This window comes from Allocatelliglobosispora scoriae, from assembly GCF_014204945.1.
Taxonomy (GTDB): Bacteria; Actinomycetota; Actinomycetes; order Mycobacteriales; family Micromonosporaceae; genus Allocatelliglobosispora; species Allocatelliglobosispora scoriae.
Map to the genome: position 1 here is coordinate 4,666,934 of NZ_JACHMN010000002.1, position 19,158 is coordinate 4,686,091.

Annotated in this window: 24 protein-coding genes and 1 pseudogene; 21 read left to right on the plus strand and 4 right to left on the minus strand. The window is 69.1% G+C overall.

What is annotated here, in order from left to right:
* Positions 1–655: 655 nt before the first annotated feature.
* Positions 656–952 carry a hypothetical protein gene (locus tag F4553_RS26635; protein ID WP_184840403.1) on the plus strand — a complete coding sequence of 99 codons (297 nt, stop codon included), beginning with the start codon at positions 656–658 and terminating at the stop codon, positions 950–952.
* Between the two features lie 338 nt (positions 953–1,290).
* On the opposite strand, the gene F4553_RS26640 is transcribed toward F4553_RS26635, so the two are convergent.
* From F4553_RS26640 to F4553_RS26655, 4 genes are all read right to left on the minus strand, one after another.
* Positions 1,291–2,799, minus strand: a complete 1,509-nt coding sequence (locus F4553_RS26640) for a tetratricopeptide repeat protein (protein ID WP_312875398.1) — start codon at positions 2,797–2,799, stop codon at positions 1,291–1,293.
* Positions 2,800–3,268: 469 nt separating this feature from the next.
* A complete protein-coding gene (locus F4553_RS26645; protein ID WP_184840407.1) occupies positions 3,269–4,198 on the minus strand; it encodes a hypothetical protein in 930 nt (309 codons plus the stop codon).
* Positions 4,199–4,328: 130 nt separating this feature from the next.
* On the minus strand, positions 4,329–5,270 hold the full coding sequence (locus F4553_RS26650; protein WP_184840409.1) for an NAD-dependent epimerase/dehydratase family protein: 942 nt from the start codon (positions 5,268–5,270) through the stop codon (positions 4,329–4,331).
* Positions 5,270–6,133 (minus strand): sigma-70 family RNA polymerase sigma factor, encoded by an 864-nt coding sequence (locus F4553_RS26655; RefSeq protein WP_184840411.1) that lies wholly within the window; start codon positions 6,131–6,133, stop codon positions 5,270–5,272. The genes F4553_RS26650 and F4553_RS26655 overlap by 1 nt, the downstream gene beginning before the upstream one ends.
* Before the next feature lie 460 nt (positions 6,134–6,593).
* Between F4553_RS26655 and F4553_RS26660 the strand changes: the two genes are divergently transcribed.
* The 20 genes and pseudogenes from F4553_RS26660 to F4553_RS40245 all read left to right on the plus strand — a co-directional run.
* Entirely contained in the window at positions 6,594–7,043 is a 450-nt protein-coding gene (locus tag F4553_RS26660) for a hypothetical protein (RefSeq protein ID WP_184840413.1), read from the plus strand.
* Positions 7,040–7,444, plus strand: a complete 405-nt coding sequence (locus tag F4553_RS26665; protein WP_184840415.1) for a hypothetical protein — start codon at positions 7,040–7,042, stop codon at positions 7,442–7,444. The genes F4553_RS26660 and F4553_RS26665 overlap by 4 nt, the downstream gene beginning before the upstream one ends.
* Positions 7,441–7,689, plus strand: a complete 249-nt coding sequence (locus F4553_RS26670; RefSeq protein ID WP_184840417.1) for a hypothetical protein — start codon at positions 7,441–7,443, stop codon at positions 7,687–7,689. The genes F4553_RS26665 and F4553_RS26670 overlap by 4 nt, the downstream gene beginning before the upstream one ends.
* Positions 7,686–7,883 carry a hypothetical protein gene (locus F4553_RS26675; protein ID WP_184840419.1) on the plus strand — a complete coding sequence of 66 codons (198 nt, stop codon included), beginning with the start codon at positions 7,686–7,688 and terminating at the stop codon, positions 7,881–7,883. Before F4553_RS26670 ends, F4553_RS26675 begins: the two co-directional genes overlap by 4 nt.
* The gene (locus F4553_RS26680; RefSeq protein ID WP_184840421.1) at positions 7,880–8,893 is read left to right on the plus strand and encodes a hypothetical protein; all 1,014 of its coding nucleotides are present in this window, start codon (positions 7,880–7,882) and stop codon (positions 8,891–8,893) included. Before F4553_RS26675 ends, F4553_RS26680 begins: the two co-directional genes overlap by 4 nt.
* Before the next feature lie 90 nt (positions 8,894–8,983).
* Positions 8,984–9,400: a hypothetical protein gene (locus F4553_RS26685; protein ID WP_184840423.1), complete on the plus strand. Its 417-nt coding sequence runs from the start codon at positions 8,984–8,986 to the stop codon at positions 9,398–9,400.
* Positions 9,401–9,540: 140 nt separating this feature from the next.
* Entirely contained in the window at positions 9,541–9,801 is a 261-nt protein-coding gene (locus tag F4553_RS26690) for a hypothetical protein (protein WP_184840424.1), read from the plus strand.
* A gap of 108 nt (positions 9,802–9,909) precedes the next feature.
* The gene (locus tag F4553_RS26695; RefSeq protein WP_184840426.1) at positions 9,910–10,110 is read left to right on the plus strand and encodes a hypothetical protein; all 201 of its coding nucleotides are present in this window, start codon (positions 9,910–9,912) and stop codon (positions 10,108–10,110) included.
* Positions 10,111–10,306: 196 nt separating this feature from the next.
* Positions 10,307–10,579, plus strand: a complete 273-nt coding sequence (locus F4553_RS26700; protein WP_184840428.1) for a hypothetical protein — start codon at positions 10,307–10,309, stop codon at positions 10,577–10,579.
* 20 nt (positions 10,580–10,599) lie between these two features.
* Positions 10,600–11,127 carry a hypothetical protein gene (locus F4553_RS26705; RefSeq protein ID WP_184840431.1) on the plus strand — a complete coding sequence of 176 codons (528 nt, stop codon included), beginning with the start codon at positions 10,600–10,602 and terminating at the stop codon, positions 11,125–11,127.
* 189 nt (positions 11,128–11,316) lie between these two features.
* A complete protein-coding gene (locus F4553_RS26710; RefSeq protein ID WP_184840433.1) occupies positions 11,317–11,526 on the plus strand; it encodes a hypothetical protein in 210 nt (69 codons plus the stop codon).
* Positions 11,523–13,229, plus strand: a complete 1,707-nt coding sequence (locus F4553_RS26715) for a DNA translocase FtsK (RefSeq protein WP_184840435.1) — start codon at positions 11,523–11,525, stop codon at positions 13,227–13,229. The genes F4553_RS26710 and F4553_RS26715 overlap by 4 nt, the downstream gene beginning before the upstream one ends.
* A 49-nt stretch (positions 13,230–13,278) precedes the next feature.
* Positions 13,279–13,518 carry a hypothetical protein gene (locus F4553_RS26720; RefSeq protein ID WP_184840437.1) on the plus strand — a complete coding sequence of 80 codons (240 nt, stop codon included), beginning with the start codon at positions 13,279–13,281 and terminating at the stop codon, positions 13,516–13,518.
* Positions 13,519–13,550: 32 nt separating this feature from the next.
* The gene (locus tag F4553_RS26725; protein WP_184840440.1) at positions 13,551–13,772 is read left to right on the plus strand and encodes a hypothetical protein; all 222 of its coding nucleotides are present in this window, start codon (positions 13,551–13,553) and stop codon (positions 13,770–13,772) included.
* A gap of 129 nt (positions 13,773–13,901) precedes the next feature.
* Positions 13,902–14,417 (plus strand): bifunctional DNA primase/polymerase, encoded by a 516-nt coding sequence (locus F4553_RS26730; RefSeq protein WP_184840441.1) that lies wholly within the window; start codon positions 13,902–13,904, stop codon positions 14,415–14,417.
* Positions 14,418–14,558: 141 nt separating this feature from the next.
* Positions 14,559–15,479 (plus strand): bifunctional DNA primase/polymerase, encoded by a 921-nt coding sequence (locus tag F4553_RS26735; RefSeq protein WP_312875373.1) that lies wholly within the window; start codon positions 14,559–14,561, stop codon positions 15,477–15,479.
* The gene (locus F4553_RS26740; RefSeq protein ID WP_246466556.1) at positions 15,476–17,041 is read left to right on the plus strand and encodes a hypothetical protein; all 1,566 of its coding nucleotides are present in this window, start codon (positions 15,476–15,478) and stop codon (positions 17,039–17,041) included. Before F4553_RS26735 ends, F4553_RS26740 begins: the two co-directional genes overlap by 4 nt.
* Before the next feature lie 449 nt (positions 17,042–17,490).
* On the plus strand, positions 17,491–17,721 hold the full coding sequence (locus F4553_RS26745; protein WP_184840444.1) for a helix-turn-helix transcriptional regulator: 231 nt from the start codon (positions 17,491–17,493) through the stop codon (positions 17,719–17,721).
* Positions 17,722–18,903 carry a site-specific integrase gene (locus F4553_RS26750; RefSeq protein ID WP_184840445.1) on the plus strand — a complete coding sequence of 394 codons (1,182 nt, stop codon included), beginning with the start codon at positions 17,722–17,724 and terminating at the stop codon, positions 18,901–18,903. It begins immediately after the preceding gene.
* Between the two features lie 32 nt (positions 18,904–18,935).
* A pseudogene (locus tag F4553_RS40245) lies at positions 18,936–19,158 on the plus strand (hypothetical protein); the annotation flags it as partial.

The window sequence follows — 19,158 nt, forward strand, 5'->3', positions numbered from 1 at the left end:
AGTGACTTAATCCGGATGGTGCCCCCGGCAGGATTCGAACCTGCGCCCCCGCCTCCGGAGGGGGAGTCCATGCATGGACACAGACATGTGTTGAGCTGCTCGAATGCATCGTTCGGCCGCCCGGTTGCCGATACCTCGGAACCACTTCGGAACAACGGCGCTGTAGTTGAGCTCTAAATCGGCCGTAAACGGATATTTGTAGCTCTGGCTGCAACCGTTAAGCGGCGCTCGGTGCGCCGCCAACCCCCGATTCCATCTCCGCAACTCCGCAACTCCGCAAAAACACTCGTCTAGCTGGGGAAATGGGTTGCGGAGATAGCAGAGATAGTGATCTTTCCATCTCCGCAACTCCGCACGATCTTGCACTGAGAAATAGGCTGCAGCGATGCGGAGATGGCCTCCCGCGCCGAGGCCATCTCCGCAACAGTTACCCCAGCTCAGAGGCGCATTTGCGGAGGTGGAGATGTTTTCCACGCCAACACCACAACGCGCGCGAACCACCGCCCCCTACCATCAGGCCGCGTTCACCAGTACAAACGTGACGCCCCCCGCGATCTAGACAGTCGACTACGGGGGAGCGGTAATGAGCGGCGTAGCCGCCTACTCTGCGAACTCGTCTTGACGCGCTCGAACGCCAGTTCGATAGGGTGCGGTGGTGGCGGCGGTCAGCGAATTCGACCTGTGGGTGCAGGGCAAGAGGCAGGCGTACGTGGAAGCGGCGATGGGGCTGCGTGCGGCGATGGCGCGGGTGCGTGAGCTGGGTGTCGAGCTCACTCCACCGCAGGGTGACTGGAGCCGGCGGCAGCGGTGGACACCCCAGCAGCTGCGCGCGATGGCCGAGGTGGCGCGCCTGTGGGACCGGGTCATCACGACCCGGATCGCGATGGACGAGGCCCTGGACCTCGCCGCCCCCGGTCAGGGGTCCGGCAACACCGCCCGGGGCACAGGCTGACCCGCATTGACGGTTGGTGCCCCTGACGAGGCGGTACCTGTCCCGCCGCTCGCCCCCGCAGATCCAGCTTCGGGACGAGACCGTGTCCGGTGGCTCTGTTGGTGAACGATGGCCCATCTACGCGCCATCTCTGGCTCCAGGCTCTCGCCTCGGGGATTCGTACGAGCGAGAACTGGCCCCGCCCAAGCCGACACCCATCGTTGGTATGCCGATGCACTCACGGTTACGGCCGAGGTCGCTCGTCTCCGACCTGGTCGTACGGACTGCCGGCCGGATCGAGGCAGATCCGGACGTCGAGCAGAGCGGTGCTGGTGGACGTCACCGGGCGGCGGGGTGGTTCAGGCCTTGCCGAGGTGTTGTGCTCGTTCGTGGCGTACTTGTTCGAGCGCGGCGGTGTCGGACGCGAGGTCGGGGTGGTCGATCTGGCGGTCGAGATCGACGACGAGTTGGAGTTCCCTGATCGCCTCGTCCAGGTTGCCGTCCGCTCGGTGAATCATCGCGATGTTATAGCGAGTGGCGGCTTCGCCGGTGCGGTCGCCGACGTCCCGCATGATGGGCAGGGCCTGTGTGTAGTAGTCCAATGCCTGCTGCCGGTCACCCAACCCGTCGCACACGCCGCCGATGTTGTTGAGGGTGACGGCTTCGCCGGCGCGGTTGCCGACGTCCCGCATGATGGGCAGGGCCTGTGTGTAGTAGTCCAATGCCTGCTGCCGGTCACCCAACCCGTCGTACACGGCGCCGATGTTGTTGAGGGTGGCGGCTTCGCCGGCGCGGTCGCCTACCTCCCGCATGATGGGCAGGGCCTGCGCGTAGTAGGCCAGCGCCTGCTGCGGGTCACCCAACCCGTAATACACGCCGCCGATGTTGTTGAGGGTGGCGGCTTCGCCGGCGCGGTCGCCGACCTCCCGCGTGATGGGCAGGGCCTGCGTGTAGTAGTCCAATGCCTGCTGCGGGTCACCCAGCCCGTCGCACACGCCGCCGATGTTGTTGAGGGTGACGGCTTCGCCGGCGCGGTCGCCGACCTCCCGCCGGATGGGCAGGGCCTGCGTGTAGTAGGCCAATGCCTGCTGCCGGTCACCCAACCCGTCGTACACGAGGCCGATGTTGTTGAGGGTGACGGCTTCGCCGGCGCGGTTGCCGACCTCCCGCTGGATGGGCAGGGCCTGCGTGTAGTAGGCCAATGCCTGCTGCCGGTCACCCAACCCGTTGTACACGAGGCCGATGTTGTTGAGGGTGGCGGCTTCGCCGGCGCGGTCGCCGACCTCCCGCATGATGGGCAGGGCCTGCGCGTAGTAGGCCAACGCCTGCTGCCGGTCACCCAACCCGTAGTACACGCCGCCGATGTTGCTGAGGGTGGCGGCTTCGCCGGCGCGGTCGCCGACCTCCCGCTGGATGGGCAGGGCCTGCGTGTAGTAGGCCAATGCCTGCTGCCGGTCACCCAACCCGTTGTACACGGCGCCGATGTTGCTGAGGGTGGCGGCTTCCCCGGTGCGGTCACCGACCTCCCGCCGGATGGTCAGGGCCTGCGCGTAATACGCCAGCGCCTGCTGCCAGTCACCCAACCCGAAATACACGGCGCCGATGTTGTTGAGGGTGGCGGCTTCGCTGGCGCGGTTGCCGACCTCCCGCATGATGGGCAGGGCCTGCGTGTAGTAGGCCAGCGCCTGACGGGGCTGGCCGGTCGCCGACGTCGCCCACCCCAGGTAGTAGAGCGCGTCAGCGTCGGGGCCCAGCGTCAGCGTCTCCCGTGAGAGCGCCGCGACGTCGGCGAACCGGGACCGGCCCACCCACACCCGGGCCACCCGGGCACCCACATCCCGGGCGATCACCGGTTCCCGACCGGCCACCGCCAACCGGTGCACCTCTACCCACCGCGCGGTCACCGCTGCAGGCCCATCACCGGTCAGACGGCCCTCATCCCCAGCCCTCCCGCCGTCAGCCGAGACCGAAGCATCCAACAACCCAGGCCCTCCCAGCGACTCGCCGATGCCCAACGCCACTCCCCACAAGGCAATCCGCGGAAGTGTCCAGCGTCGCACGCAAATATTCGCCCGGTACACGACCAAGCTGTCCGATAAACGTCCCCTAACGGACACCCTTGCCAGGTCTGTCAGTCGTCGACGGTCATCGGATCGCGCAACGGTCACACCGCAGCAGCTGCGCGCGATGGCCGAGGTGGCACGCCTGTGGGACCGGGTCATCACGACCCGGATCGCGATGGACGAGGCCCTCGACCTCGCCGACCCCGGTCAGGAGTCCGGCAACAGTGCACGGGGCGCCGGTTGACCTTCGTTGGCGGGTGCTGTGGCTCCCGTATCAGGGCTTCGGTATGACCTGGATCGGGGCGGGAACCGTGATCCGGGCGATCTTCCACCCTCCGAGGGGCACCCGGTGCGCCTCGACCTGCCAGGTCTCCGACCACGCCGACAGCGTCCACCCGTCCGCAACCCGGAACGGCCCCCAGTGATCCACGCGCACGGTGACCTCGGTGGTGGCCGTGTCGCCGTCGGTCACCCAGATGTCGGGGCTGGGGTGCAGGGTGAACGAGTAGTGCCGCTTGTCCGCCTCGTGCCAGCGCGCGAACGGCTCCCACGCCTCCGCCTCGGCGCACCGGTTCCACCGGTCCTCGTCGTACTCCCCGGCGAAGTAGTTGCCGTCGGGGCCGGTCGGGCAGTCGGCCCGCACGGTGCCCGTGCGATCGGAGTGGTACTCGTTGCCGGACAGGCACGAGCTGCTCATCGCCATACGCCACGCCATCCACGGCTCCGGCTGACCCAGCAACCCCATCCCGTCCGTCGCCTGCCACCTGATCCACGCGACCCCGGCCGCGTTCCCCGCGACCAGCACACCGAGCACCGACAGGAACACAACCGCGCGCCGAGACGACCGCGGCTCGCGCAGATACCACACGACCAGCCACGACACCGCGACCGCAACTGCCAGAGCCCACGCCACATACCCCAACGGGTAACGCACGAAATACCAGGTCGGGGCACCCACCGCATACGCGAGCACATACGGGGCCTGCGTGCCGGCCACGACCCACCAACCCGGCCGCGCCGCCACCGCCCACCAGCTCGTCGCCGCATGCCCACCGAACACCACTGCCACCAGCGCAGCGAACGGCGGAATCTGGCCGAGGCGCGCCTCCCCGAACAACGTGAACATGCCCAGCACAGCGCCGGTCAGGCCACCGCAGCACAGGGCGCCCATCACGATGATGGCCCCAGCGCTGAGGGAGACCACTGACGGCCTTCCTGGCACTGGGGCTGGATCCTGATCGCTGGCATCAGGTCGTTGAGTTAGCCCTGGTCTGGTCTTGATCGTCCCCCGGTCCATTCGATCATCGTGACCGATTCGATCAAGGGCGTCGACCTTAATTGCCGCCGGTCGCGCTATGGGAGGCGTTCCAGGCGTCCCTCACAATGATCTCGATCTGGGATCGGCTGGGCTTCCAGCCGAGTGCCTCCTGGGCGCGCTGCGGATCAACGACCAGGCTAGGTGGTTCGGGAACGGGCGGGCGTGATTCCACCTGAACGGCATATCCGGTTACGTCTCGTGCCGCTTGGATGATCTCGGCAACCGAGAGTCCTCGGCCGCTGCCGATGTTATAGACCGCCGTTTCGCCGAAACGATGAACGGCGAGTATGCGGGCGATCGCGTCGGCTACGTCGGTGACATGCACGTAGTCACGCACGGTGGACCCGTCTCCGTTGACCTGGATCGGTGAGCCGGTGGCGGCTGCTGTGAGAACTTTCGGGATGATGCCACGTGCGTTGTCATCGCGGATGGTGCCATGGGCGCCAGCGAGGTTGACCAGGCGAAGGGAGACCGCGCCGATAGCGCCGGTTCGGGCATGCTCGGCGAGGATCTGCTCTGCTGCGAGCTTGGACATCGCGTAGGGCTGCTCCGGTGCTGCCAGGAGCTCTTCGGTCATGGGGTCGGTGTGCTGCGAGCCGTAAACCGTCTGGGTCGACGCGAGCACCACCACTGGGCGTCGCGTTGGGTTGACCTGCCGGAGTGCGGTCAGGAGGTTGAGCGTCCCGCCGGTGTTGACCTCAAAGTACGTCAACGGGTCTTCGACCGAATCTCGGACGTTGCCGAGGCCTGCGAGGTGTACGACGCCGTCAAACGGCGCGGTGATCGCGGCTTGAAGCTGCTGACGATCTCGCATGTCCGCTTGAATCACCTGGACATCAACGGGCAGGCACAGGTCAACAGACCGCGACAGCAGGGCGACTTCGTGACCCTGTTCAACCAGATAGCAGGCCACAACCCGAGCAAGAAACCCGCGACCACCAGTGACGAGAATTCTCATCAGCTGGCCTTACGGGGCTTGAGCCGGCCGCGACGCTTGACTGGCGCAAGGATCTCGGCACTCAGAAGGTCTCCGCTGTCCGGCGCGTAATCGCACCGCACCAAGCATGACCACAGGCTGTTGCGAGTCTCCTCGTAGAGGTCCTTGATGTGCTCTTGCAGGTACATGGCAGCTCCGCGCGAACCGGACGCATGAATGCCGGCTGCGTAGATCCAGCCCCCATCGCCGTCCGGCCGCGGCAACACCCCGAGGTAGCCAAAGTCGGCAGTCTCTCCGCGATCCTGTGGCGATCGGTGACGTTCACCCGTCGATTTGTCTTCGAGGTACCAGCCCGTGGTGTCACGGCCGAATCCGTAATTGGGGTCGCCGGTGAGCAGCTGTTCCAGCCATGGGGATTGGCGGGGACCGCAGGTCACGATCAGGCCGTCGCGGTTCATGTCGATGAACTCGGACTGGCCGACGTACTCCGTTTCGGCAGTGAGCCCGTACGACTGGGCCAGCACGGAGATGCGGTGAACGAATTCCGCGTCCTCGCGGTGAATTACCGGTCGGGTGGCATCGTGACCGGGGTAAGCAGCCGACTCCACCGGTACCGCGATGATCACACCGTTTCCTGTGCTCAGCAGCCCACGTTCGGCCTTCGGCCGTGGGGCGCCTACCTGTGACAGGCGAGCCCGACTTACCCCAGCCTGCTCCGCTATCTCGGTCAAGGTCAGACCCTGCCCCCGTAGCTCCTCTACTGCGTCACGGCGGATCACGCCTAGCTCGCTAATGGCGTCCTGATACCGCGAAACGGCTGTAGTCGCAAGCCTCACCCGCACCAGGGGATCGCGCTCCTCCCGTACCCGCTGCATCTCCTCCATGAGCTCCTCTTCTCTATCCCACCTGCGTACCTCCCCGTTCACCTGCATCGTAACGTGCCTTACGCACGTCGCGCTATGGTCCTTGACACGTTGCCGTAACCCCCCTTACGCTCCATCCCGTAACCCCAACACGTCGATATGACGTAAGGGGGGTTACGGCAAGCCTGTCTGGGTTCCACCAGGGCGCTTGTTCTTTGACAAATGGATAGCGACAGGAAGAGGCGTGAGTGTTGCCGTGCGTGGCATCTCTGCATTGAGTCACTCGGTGACCGACCCCGGTAGATCCCGGGCGAGCAGGGCGAACGGGCGGAGGCACGAGCGCTGCATGAACCGATCAGCGGCCCGGGCAGATCCGGGCCGCTGGTCTCACTCGACTTGATTCAGAACGAAGCGGCCTCGGCGGGTGGCATCCCGCCGAGGCCTTCACATCGACACCCAACCGCTGAGAAGGGAAGTCATGATGCCTGTCAAGGCTATAGCGCCGGCCGCGGCTGGCGACCCGCTGGAGGTCCTGTGGACCGCTGGCCACCCGGTCGCTGAGGCGGCCGGGCGCATCTGTTCATCGCATTGGTCGTCGTTCAGCGATCTGATCGGAGGGGTCGCCTGCCGGTTGTGCTGGGAGGAGGCGATCTGGAAAGACCGGATGTTCGCCGAGGAATGCGACCTGCCCCTGGACATCGACCCGGACCCGTCCTACATCGACGAGATCGCGGTAGAGAAGGCCCTGCGGTCGCTCGACCCGACCAGCTCGGAGGCGCGGATCGATTTCGCGCTCACGGAGTTCGCGTTGACGGAGCTGGAGCGCCACGAGGCGCGCCGTCGGCTCGCGCAGCTGCGGGACCGCCGTGGTGTGCGCCGGTTTGCGTGTTCCCGGGCCGCCGCTGCCCGTAGGGCCGGTGGTGGGCGGTGATCGCGACGATGCGCGACGTGGTCCGGGTGCTGAGGTTCCCGCAGCCTGGGGAGGATCCCCGGGCCGCGTATGCGGAGCTGGTCTACCTGCGCGGTAAGCGGGTGGCGTCGGTGATGTGGGGGGCCGCGATGGTCTACGCGATGCTCCGCGATGAGACCGACTACGACGACGTGACCTTGACCTCGGTGATGGCGTCGGGCGGGGTCCTGGTCTGCGGGATCGGGGCCTTCGTGGCCGGGCAGCCCGTACGGGCGGCGCTGATCGGCGCCGCGATCACGTTCGCCCTGGTCATGGTCGGCGAGGTCGTCTCGGGGACGATCGCCGACCACGACGCGGTGATGGGCGGCACCGGCGACGATGAGGAGCTGGTGCTGGTCCGCCGCCGCAGGTGGTCGCGATGACCACGCTGCGTTTCTCCGACGACGTGCCGGTTTCCCGCGACGCGCTGCTCACCATCGCCGCGACCCTCGGCATCGACGCCGCCGCCCTGGCCGTCGCCACCGGCGGCGACTTCGCCGACGCCCTGAAGGCCGGCGGCTGGACGTACGAACGCGCCGACGCCGACCAGGGCGCCACCGCCGCCGGTCTTCTCCCGCCCGGGGTGACCGGGTACCCGGTCGGTGCCCGGTGGGGCGGTGCCCTGTGACGGCCCGCGCGAACTCCGGGGCGGTGCAGGTGCGCCTGGTCGGCAAGCCCGGTGCGGTGGCGGCGGTGCTGTCGCTGCTCGAACAGGCCCAGGTCACCGGCACTCCCCGCCAGCTGCCCGCTCGTCGTGCCGGTCACGTCCGGGTCTACCTGACCGTGATCCGCCGCTATCCCGCTACCGGAGGCCCTCGATGAACACCCCGAACCTGCGCGGGCAGGGGCCGATGGCCCTGCTCAGCGTGTTCTACGCCGCGACCGCCGGGCTGGCCCTGTATGGGCAGTCCGACGGGATCATGCTCCACCTGCGGTTCGACCGGTGGTCGGCCCTGGCCGTCGCCGCCGTCGTCGAGCTCCTCGCCGCCGTGCTGTTCGCGTTCGCGGACTGGCGGCGCACCTACCACGGTGAAAGCGCGATCGCCGCCCGGCTCCTGGCGGTCGTGGTCGCGGCCGGGGTGGCCGCGTTGAACTACTACGGCCACCCCGACGACACCGGCCAGACCATGCTGTTCACCGGTGCGTCCGTCGCCGCGTTCCTGGTCCTGGTCCTGCACACCGAGGCCCGCCGCCGCGACCACCTGCGCGCTGCCGGGAGGCTCCCGGCGCAGGCTCCGGCCTACGGACCCGCGCTGTGGCTGCGCATGCCACAGACGGTGTGGCGGGCTCGGCAGCTCGCCACGGCGAATCCCGACCTGGGGGTGCGCGACTCGATTACCGCCGCTGAGACGGAGGCGGCGACGGCGGTGCGGCACAAGGCGATCGCCGCCGCGCTGCGCCTCAAGCTGACGAAGTCGCTCGACCCGGTGTCGTCGGCGATCGCGATGGTCTCCTACGACCTCGACGAGGTCGCCGCGAGGCTCGCGGCGTCGGTGGACTACGACCGGTTGACGGCGTTGCTGGCGGCCGACATCGACCCGGACCGGCTCCGCCCCGTCGCCGACGTGGCGCCCGAGGCGGCGCCCCGGGTGGCGCCGGTGCCGAGGCTGGCGCCGAAGCCGAAGCCCGCCAAGACGACGAAGTCGACCGCCGACCTCGTCGTCGCGTTGGCGGCCCGGCACCCGGAGCTCACGCCGAAGCAGGTGGCGGCCCGGTTGGCGATCAGCGAGCGGACCGCGCAGCGGTACATGCCGCCCCGCGTGGCGGAGGACCCGGCGACGCCTGTCGTCGACGAAATCGGGTCTGAGGTGCGGGAACTCGTCCATGTGTGACGCCCACCGTGCGGTCCGGGCCCGACAGGCCCGGGCCGTGCGGTGGCCGCCACCCGGCGACCGGTTCCCGACCGAAGGAGCACACCCCGTATGACCGCCCCGACCCTCACCGCACCCGCGCAGGCGCCGACGTTTACCAGGGAACAGGTCCTCGACACGGTCCTGGACATCGCCCGGCGCCTGCGCCTGCCCGCACCCGAGTCCATCACCATGTGGACGCACTGCAGCAACGTCACGATCCGGCTGCCCGACAACGAGCGCGGTCAGGTCGACATGTGGATGGCCGCGTTGAAGGTCCCGGGACAGCCGACCGCCCACACCGGCTTCGTCGTCTTCGCGTGTGATCCGAGGGCGCTCATCCTGTACGGCACCGGCGACGGCCAGCTCAGCGACGCCGTGTCGCCGCTGCTGCCCGGTGTGCGGGTAACGGTCGAGTGCCACGTCGGCATTGCCGTCGACCCGCACGTCCACGGCAACGGGTTCACCCTCCCCCCGACGGCCCGCTGACGGTCCTGCACGGACCAGACCTCATGCGGCGTCCGCCGACGGCTTTCTGATCGCTCCACGGTCGTGCCCGAGCTGCTGACGCAGCGCGGGCGCGTGCCGGGAGCACTCAGCTCCAAACCTTCAGCCGATGGGAGTTCCACATGACCACGAACGCAGCCACCGCGCCCAGTGTCGGTAGCACCGCCAAGGGCGCAGCCGTCACCGTGCTGGCCGGTGCGGGTGCCCTGCTGATGGCGCCGGGCCTGCCGGACGCGGCGGTAGCCGCGGGCTGGTCCGGGGTGGCGGTAGCCGCCGCCGCCCTGGTCCTGGCCCTCGTCCGGGCCGCCCGGCTGTCCCGGGAGGCCCTGACCCTGGCCCTGGCCCTCGCCCTGGCCGCAGTGGCCCTGGCCGCCGTCCTCTAGCCGTCTCGTGTCCGCCACCGTGCAGGCCAGGCACCCCTTTGGCGGGTCTGGTCTGTGCGGTGGCCGCCACGACGGCGGCCTGGCCGGTACCGCAGTGAGGAGACAGAGATGCAGACCATCAAAGCCCGCGATCTCGAACCAGGCATGACGTTCATCGACCCCGGTCGCAATGGCCGCCTCCCGGCGACGGTCATCGCCGTAGTGGCGACCGTCGGTGGCGTGATCCACGTGACCCTCGACGACGACACCCGCTGGAAAGACTGGGCCGCCAGCTACCCCCTGGACCAGGACCTCGAACTCGTGCAGTAGGCGCGGAGTCCCGGTCCGGGTGTTCCCGGAACAGGCGCGGGGCCGGTGCTGAAGACACCGGCCCCGCGCGCGGGAGCAGGCTCCCGGATCCCCAACGACCCGATCAGCGAACGACTGCCGGAGGAGGTGACCAGCATGACACGACCGCCGCGACCCCGGTACGGCGTCGCGGCACACCCGAGGTGAGGAGCCAGTCATGGCCACCACGCAACCCGACCCGCACATGTACACAGCGGTCCTGTTCCAGGGCCGCCACCAGATAGGACACGGCCCCGGCACCGAGTTCACCGTGATCCTCGACCTGCAGACCCCACGCGGCCTGACCCGCGCCCGGTACGAGCTGAACCTCCTGCTCGCGTTGATGGCCACCGAGCTCGCTGCGGACACCGACCCCGCCGCACTGCACCTGTCCGTGACCGGCCCGCACGGTCACCGGTTCACGTGGCGGCTGCTCGAACCCTCTCCCTAACCCCTTTGGAGGAAACAGCCATGGGCTCTGAGCACCTTCTCTCCCCCGCCGGGGTCGCATCGATGCTGATCCTGGCATTCGTCATCGACTACCTGAGCATCGGCCCCGACAACTGGCGCGACAAGGTGGCGTTCCTCATCGCCCTGCCCATGCTCAGGATGGGGTTCGACGGCGGCCCCCTCGACACCTGGACCGTAGGAGCCCTGTCCGGGGCGATCGACGCCCTCAAAGCCGCAGGCGGCGGCTCCTACATCGCCGGAGCCGCCACGCACTTCGTGGTCTCGGCGCTGGTGGCGTGCCTGGCCATCTACGCCGCCGGAGCGCTCATGCCGGACAAGCTGAGCACGCGGCTCGGGGCGTTCGCGCGGCTGTCGTTCCCGACCACCCCCCAGCGGCGCGTCAACTGGAAGCTCTGGGCCATCGCCGCCCTGCTCGGGATGATGGCCGACCTCACCGCCGGAGCCATCGGCGGAATCCTCGACCACGTCCTCGACTGGCTGTCGGTCGGGGTCTCCTGGCTGCCCGGCTTCCTGTTCGGCATCTCCTAACCCATCCCCTTGTTCCTGATCGGAGGTGACCTTATGAAGAACATCGACTACAACCTGGCCTTGCTGATCGCGGGGCTGCTGTGCTGGGCCGGTGTGCGGGCCCACACGTGGTGGCTGTCCGGGAGGACCCCCTCCCCGCTTGACGGCCCTGACCCCTTGAGGGGGGTCAAAAACCAGGTCAGCGCAGATATGACCCCCCTTCTGACCCCCGCAGACGAGGGGGCGGGGGAGGGGCCCCGGCAGGGCCGGCCACGGTCGCCGGAACTGGAGCGGTGGGCTGCCGCCCAGCCGCCGACGGCCGGGACCAAGTCCCTGATCCGCGAGGGCGTGCGGCAGCTCGGGGTGTCGGCATCGACGGTCAAGCGCGCCCTGCGCCGTAGGCGGGGTGGTGGGGCGTGAGCGTCCAGCATCAGCCGATCACCCCGGGCACCGTCGCCGGGGTGATCGGCGGGGTCTGGGTGGCATGCGGAGTATGGGGCTGGAAAGGCGTCGCCGGGTCAGTGGCGGTGCTGGGGTGGGTGCTGTGGCGTCGGCCAGGCCTGCGCGCCAGGATCGCCGCCGCGATACGGGTGACGGCACGGGCCGCCGCCGACATCGCCGCTGGTCGCAGCCGCCGCCCCGCACCCGGGTCCACCGTGGACCCGGAACCCGTCACGGCACCGGTCGCCGCCCCGACCGCTCCGGCCGCTCCGGCCGCTCCAGAGAATGACCCGCCGGATGTGGCGGTGATCCGCGACGCGATCGACGGCGTGTTCACCACGTTCGGCGTCGCCGCCCGCGTCGACGCCTACACGCGCGGCCCGACGGTGACCCGCTACGAGGTCGTCATCGGCGCCGGGGTGAAAGTCGGCCGGATCACCCAGCTCGTCCCGAACATCGGCTACGCCACCGGCTGCGACCGCATCCGCGTCGTCTCACCGATCCCGGGAAGGTCGGCGATCGGGATCGAGCTCCCCAACGAGCAGAGGGAGACGGTGACGTTGCCCGCAGCCATGGCCAGTCCGGCCATGGCGGGGTCTCATCCGCTGCGGGTGGTGCTGGGCAAGGACATCGAAGGCGGGTACGTCACCACGGACCTGGGACGGTTACCGCACGTCCTGATCGCCGGAGCCACCGGATCGGGCAAGTCGTCGGCCATCAACGGGCTGCTGTGCACCCTGCTGACCCGGGCCGCCCCGGACCGGGTGCGGCTGCTGCTCATCGACCCCAAACGGGTCGAGCTCGCCGCCTACACCGGGGTGCCGCACCTGGTCCGCCCCATCGTCACCGACCCGCGCGACGCGGTCGCCGCACTGGAATGGGCGGTCGCCGAGATGGACGCACGGTATGAGGACATGGCCGCGGCTGGGGCACGGAACCTCGACGCCTACAACGACACCACCACCCGTGGTGCGGTCACCGGTCCGGGCGGGCGGGTCCTGGGACCGTATCCGTACCTGGTGATCGTGGTCGACGAGCTCGCCGACCTGATGCTCACCGCCAAAGCCCAAGCCGAGGGTGCGATCGTGCGGCTCACCCAGCTCGCCCGAGCCGCCGGGATCCACCTCGTTCTCGCGACGCAGCGCCCCAGTGTGGATGTGGTGACCGGCCTGATCAAAGCCAACGTCCCGGCCCGGCTCGCGTTCGCCGTCGCGTCGATGGTCGACTCCCGGACCATCCTCGACACCGGTGGTGCCGAGCAGCTCCTCGGGCGGGGCGATGGGCTGTGGCTGCCCGGCGACGCACCCACACCGGTCCGGTTGCAAGGCGTCATGGCCACCGAGGCCGACATCGTTGCCGCTGTCACCGCAGCCCACACCCACAGTCCCGCCCCCTACCACCACGCACCAGCACCAGCACCGGCCGCAGCCGGCACCGGTACCGCAGACACGGCTCTGCTGCGGCAGGCGATCGCGTTGACGGTCGAAACGCAGCTGGCGTCGGCGAGCATGCTCCAGCGCAGGCTGCGCCTGGGCTGGCCCAAAGCCGCCCGCCTCGTCGACGAAATGGAAGCCATCGGCGTCGTCGGCCCGGCCGAGGGCGGCAAACCCCGCCCGGTCCTCATCACCGCCGACGACCTACCCGGTCTCCTGGCCCGCCTCGACGAGGCCGACGCCTTCTGACCGGCGGCACGCCGAACCCACACCCACCACACCGAACGGAGGCATGTCGATGACGGCTGCCCACACCATCCTCGCCGCCCTGTATGAGCGGGCCACCGGGCGGCCCTACTGGACGACCCGGCACGCCACCGCCGAATACGGGCCACCACCCGGAGCCGTCCACCACCGGGAGCTCGCCGAGCTCGGCGACCACCAGTTGGACGCGCTGGTGCGGGACCTGGACCCGGACCAGCTCCGCGCCCACCTGCACCAGCTGCGCCGCGACCGCACTCACCAGTACGCGCTCTGAACCCGACTGCAGTTCTGCCTGGGAGGCAACTGATGAGCCGCTACGCCGAAGATCCCCGCGTCACCGCCCACGCCAACGGGTTCACGGTCCAGGTCGGCGACCACTTCGTGCATGTCCTGGACAGCGGCGCGCTGGGCTGGGGTGCCTACACCGGCCCGAACCTCGACCTCATCGTCACCGCCGCCGGACCGTGGATCGGTAGCCCGACCGCCGACGACCTGATCAGCGCCCTGCTCCACACCGACAACAGCTGACCCCCACCCAGACGAGGAGACCAGCATGTGCAACGACTGCGACCTGTACGACGACCCCGACTACCACGACCGCGACGACTGGTGTGACGAGTGCGGCGCCCGCGACGAATACCAGTGCGAGTGCCCCTGATGACACCCGCACTCACCGGCCTGCTCGCGCGCGGCCTCGCGCTTTTCCCCATGCCCGCCGGACAGCGTCAAGCCCCGCCCGGCTGGCAGCACCGCGCCAGCCGCGACCCGCACCAGCCCTGGCCTCACGGCAGCAACGTCGGGATCGGCTGCCGGGCCAGCGGCATCGTGGTCCTGGACCTAGACCGCAAGAACGGCCACGACGGCATCGCCGTGTTCGGGCAGCTCTGCGCTGGCGCGGGGCAGGCATGGCCGGACACGTTCACCGTCACCACCCCGCACGGCCTGCACCTGTACTTCACCGCCCCGGCCGGGCCGCCGATCGCCAGCACCATCTGGCACACCGGGCCAGGCATCGACGTACGCGCACCCGGCTGGTCCAGCGGCGGCTACGTCATCGGCCCCGGCTCCACCGTCAACAACCGCCCCTACGTGATCACCCACGACCGGCCCCTTCTGCCGCTGCCGACCTGGCTGATGCCGCATCTGCGCGTGGCAACACCACCACGCCGCTGACCGTTCCGCGCCGTCGTCGGCCTCGCCTTGGCCGGCGGCGGCACCACCGAGCTGGACGCCCCGGGTGCGCGGTCCTCGCCGTGCACCCGGCCTGACCGGTTCGGCTCTCACCAGCCGTGAACTCTTGGAAGGACACCTTCGGTGACCCACAACCTCATGGGGGCGGCCCAGGCGTACATCGCGCTTGGGTGGCCCGTTTTCCTGCTCGGACGTACCAAGCGCCCTGTCGCCCTGTGTCATGACTGCGCGCGAGCCCGCGACAGCCCCGATGTCGTCCACGACCCCGAGAGCTGCCCGTGCTTGACGTGCCACGGGTTCTACGCCGCCACCCTCGACCCGAAACGGCTCAAGCGGATGTTCGAGGCGGTGCCGGGCGGGATGCTCGCCATCCGTACCGGCGCACCTTCACGGCTGGTCGTGGTCGATGTCGACCCGGCCGCCGGTGGCGGTGCGTCGCTGGTGTCGCTGATCGAACGGGGTCTGTGTCCGCCGACGAGGTTCGTGCGGACCGGTTCGGGCGGGCTGCACCTGTACTACCGGCACCCCGGCCCGACCGTCCGCGTCCCCTGCAGCGCGGGGGTGCTGGGGCCCGGGATCGACGTGCGCGGCGACGGCGGGTACATCGTGGCCCCGCCGTCGATCCACCCCCGTACCGGCCGCCCCTACACCTGCGGCACCCCTGGAGCACAGGTAGAGGAGATGGCCTCGCCCCTCCTCACGGCCGTCACAGCACCGCCCCGGTCGACGAACCTCCCGGACCGGGCGGTGCCGGCCACGGCCTGGACGACGAGCCCGGCGCCCGGGTCGGGCGGCATCGCGCACCCGGAGCGGTTGATGGCGGTGCTCGTCGACCGGATCCACTGGGCACCGCACGGCAGGCGCCGCACGATCTTGTACGGGTGCGCGCGTGGTGGGGCGCGGATCGCCGCGACCGGCGCGTACACGCCCCGCCAGGCCCGTGAGGTGCTTCTCGCCGCGTGTGAGCGGGCGGGGTGGGACATCAACTCAGGCACGCTCGCCGCGATCGACGGCGGGTTCCGCGCGGAAGGAGTAACCGGATGACCGAGACCCCGACGAGCGGGACCCCGACGAGCGAGGCCAGGCGGCGGGTGGCGATCGGCAGCGGCCCCGACAGCATCCGCACCCTCAAAGCCGCCCTGATCAATGGTCTGCTGCCGGACACGTACGTGTCGGCCGGTGCGCTGGTCCACATGGAGCAGATCTCCGGCGACGTGGCCGGCACGGCTGCGGACGAGGACTCGCCGCTGCCGGTGACCGCGTCGCCGATCGACCCGCCCGTCCTGGCCGGGCTGCTCGCCGAGCACGCCCACGTGTACCGGCGAAGGTCCCGCAAGACCAGCACTGGCAGCGTGGAGACGTTCGAGGAGGAGACCACACCCGCCGCCGGAGTGCTGTCAGCGGTCCTCGCGGGCAAGACCTGGCCGGGCGTGCCCGCGCTGCGGGGTGTGATCGGCGCACCGGTCCTGCGCCGGGACGGGACGCTGCTCCAGCGGCCCGGGTACGACCCGGCGACCGGGCTGTACCTGGCGGCGAAGGTGGACCTGCCGGAGGTCCCGGAGCGACCGACCGCCGAGCAGGTGGCCGAGGCCCGGCATTTCCTGCTGGGCCGGTTCCTCGCCGACTTCCCCTGGTCCAGCCCCGCTGACCGGGCGAACTACATCGGGTTGCTGATCACCCCGATCGTCCGGCACTACACGAGGTCGCTGACCCCGTTCGGGGTGATCGACGCGACCATGCCCGCCTCCGGCAAGACGATCCTCACCGCCGGCCCCGGCATGCTCTACGGGCAGCGCGTCCTGCCCTGGGCCTACGAAGACGTGGAGCTGCGCAAGTCCATCACCGCGGTATTCGCCGAGCAGGTCGGCGCGGTGATCTGGGACAACCTCGCCGAGGGCACCGTCATCGACTCCGCCGTCCTGGCGCAGCTGGTGACGGGGCCGGTGTGGTCGGACCGGCTCCTCGGGTCCAGCCGCACCGCCGCCGCCGTCAACGACCGGCTCTGGCTCGCCACCGGCAACAACCTCCAGGTCGGCGGAGACATGGCCAGCCGGACCGTGCGGGTGCACCTGGACCCCGACATGCCGCGCCCGGAGGAGCGCGACCAGTCCCGGTTCGGGATCCCGCACCTCGACCAGTGGATCACCGTCCCGGCGAACCAGATGGAGCTCATCTGGCACCTGCTCGTCCTGGTCCTCGACTGGATCCAAGCCGGTGCGCCCCGCGCGCGGGGGTTGTCGATGCGGCAGTTCACACCGTGGGCGCAGGCCTGCGGCGGGTTCCTGACCCACCACGGCATCACCGGGTTTCTCGACAACGCCGCCGAGGTCCGCCAGGTCGACGAGGACGAGATGCGGTGGATGGCGTTCCTGTCCACCTGGCACCACCGGCACGGCAGCACCCCGATGACCGCCGCCGAGCTGCGCCGCGACGCCGAAACCGAACTCGTTCGGCACCGATTTCGCCGACCCGTGGGACGGGCAGTTCATCACCACCCACAGCGGCAAGCTCCCCAACCCGCTCAGCCTCGGGCGGCTGCTCACCGGGCAGAAAGGCCGCTGGCGCGGCAAATACGTCGTGCGCGGTGGTACCTCGGAGCGCGGTGATCGGTCGGTGTTCTGGGTCGAGCGGGAGAAGCCTCCTCCGGAACCCCCGATTCCATCTCCACAACTCCGCAACTCCGCAGAAACACTCCTCTAGCACCCGGAAACGGCGTGCGGAGATGCGGAGATGGCCTCCCCGCGCCGAGGCCATCTCCGCAACAGTCACCGCAGGTCAGGGCCACATTTGCGGAGATGCGGAGTTGCGGAGATGTTTTCCACTCCACGGCCACAACACCCGCAACACCACCTGGCCAACTGAAACAACGACATCCACCAGCACAAACGCAACACCGCCGCAATCGAGACATGCGACTACCGGGAGGCAATGAGCGGCGTAGCTACCTACTCGCCCTGACCTTCCCTCAGTCGGACGTTATGCCCAAATGCATGCGCATGTCTGAGATCTTGGCTCAGCGTGGCGCTCAGGGCATTTCAGGAGGAAGGAATATCAGATGACTACTCGAACCCGCTTGGTGTGCCGCTGCGGTGGCGCCATTCGGCCCCGGCGCTACCTGACGATTCCCGAGCTGTGCGAGGACCTCGACATCACACGATCCACGTACTACGACTGGCGCCGCACCGGGAAAGCGCCGCGCAGCCGGCGGCTGCCGAACGGATCGATCCGGATCGACCGCGATGTGTATGAGGCGTGGCTCGACACCCTGATCGAAGAGGACAATTAGATGGACACGACCTATGACGTTCGGCTCTACGCCCTGGACATCTACCAGGGCAAGCGTGTAACTACCTATTGGGTCGTGTGGCGCGTTGCGGGTCGCCGCTGGAAGGAGCCGTTCAGGGACGAGCCGATGGCAACCCGCTTCCTCGCCGACCTCACGTCGGCGGTCAGCCGAGGCGAGGCGTTCGATGTGGAGACAGGCCGCCCGGTCTCCATGGCACGCAAGGCCGTGTCTTCGGTGACCTGGTATTCGGCGGCATGCACGTATGCCGACTCGAAGTGGCAGCGGTCGGCGGCGACGACCAGGCGCACACGTGCAGAGGCGCTGTCGGCGCTGACCCTGGCGATGCTCGCCGACAGCCGGGGCCGGCCCGATGAGGCGATGCTGAGGCACACGCTTCAGCGATACGCGTTCAATCCCAGCAGGCGGCACCACCCCGACCGGCCCCCTGAGGTCGCTGCCGCTCTGGCGTGGCTAGAGACACACACGCGGAAGGTGTCAGCGCTGGCCAAGCCTGATGTGTTGCGCTCGGTCCTGGACAGCCTGACGGTTCGGCTCGACGGCACGCCACGCGCGTCAAGCGTCGTCAGCAGATGGCGGAAGATCCTCAACGCATTCTTGGAGAACGCCGTGGAGCGCAAGCTGTTGCCAACCAACCCGCTGCCCGCGCTGAAGTGGAGCGTCCCGAAGACCTCACACACGGTTGACCGTCGATCGGTGGCGAACCCGCTGCAAGCTCGGACGCTGCTGGTTGGCGTCAGCCAGATTCAGCGGAGCGGGCCACGCCTGGTGGCGTTCTTCGCGTGCCTCTACTTCGCGGCACTACGGCCGGAGGAGGCCGCCAATCTGGCCAAGCACCATCTATCCCTACCGGCGGAGGGCTGGGGCGAATTGCACCTCTCGGGGGCCGCGCCTCATGCAGGCAAAGACTGGACCGATACCGGTACTCACCGGGAGCGGCGGCAGCTCAAACAGCGGGCCGTCGGCGAGAGCCGCACGGTTCCGTGCCCCCCGGAGCTGACCGCCTACCTGCACTGGCACATCGAGCAGTTCGGCACAGCACCCGACGGCCGACTGTTCCGGGGCGAGCGTAACGAGGACGAGCTGCCGAAAGGCACCGTGAACCGGTACTGGCGCCTTGCCCGCAAGGCGGTGCTGGCACCTGACGCGTACGCCTCGCCTTAGCAGCGACGCCGTACGACTTACGGCACGCTGCCGTGTCGACGCAGCTCAACGCGGGCGTACCAGCTACCGAGGTAGCAGAGGCCGCTGGCCACTCCGTGGAGGTGCTGCTGAAGATCTATGCGAAGTGCCTCGACGGTGGGGCCGCCAGCCGGCGCCGCCTGATGGACGGTGTTTACGGGGCCCCGAAAACTTCGGAACGTATTCGGAACAGCTTTCCGGGAATCGTCGCTTTCACCCGTGACAGTCGGACACATG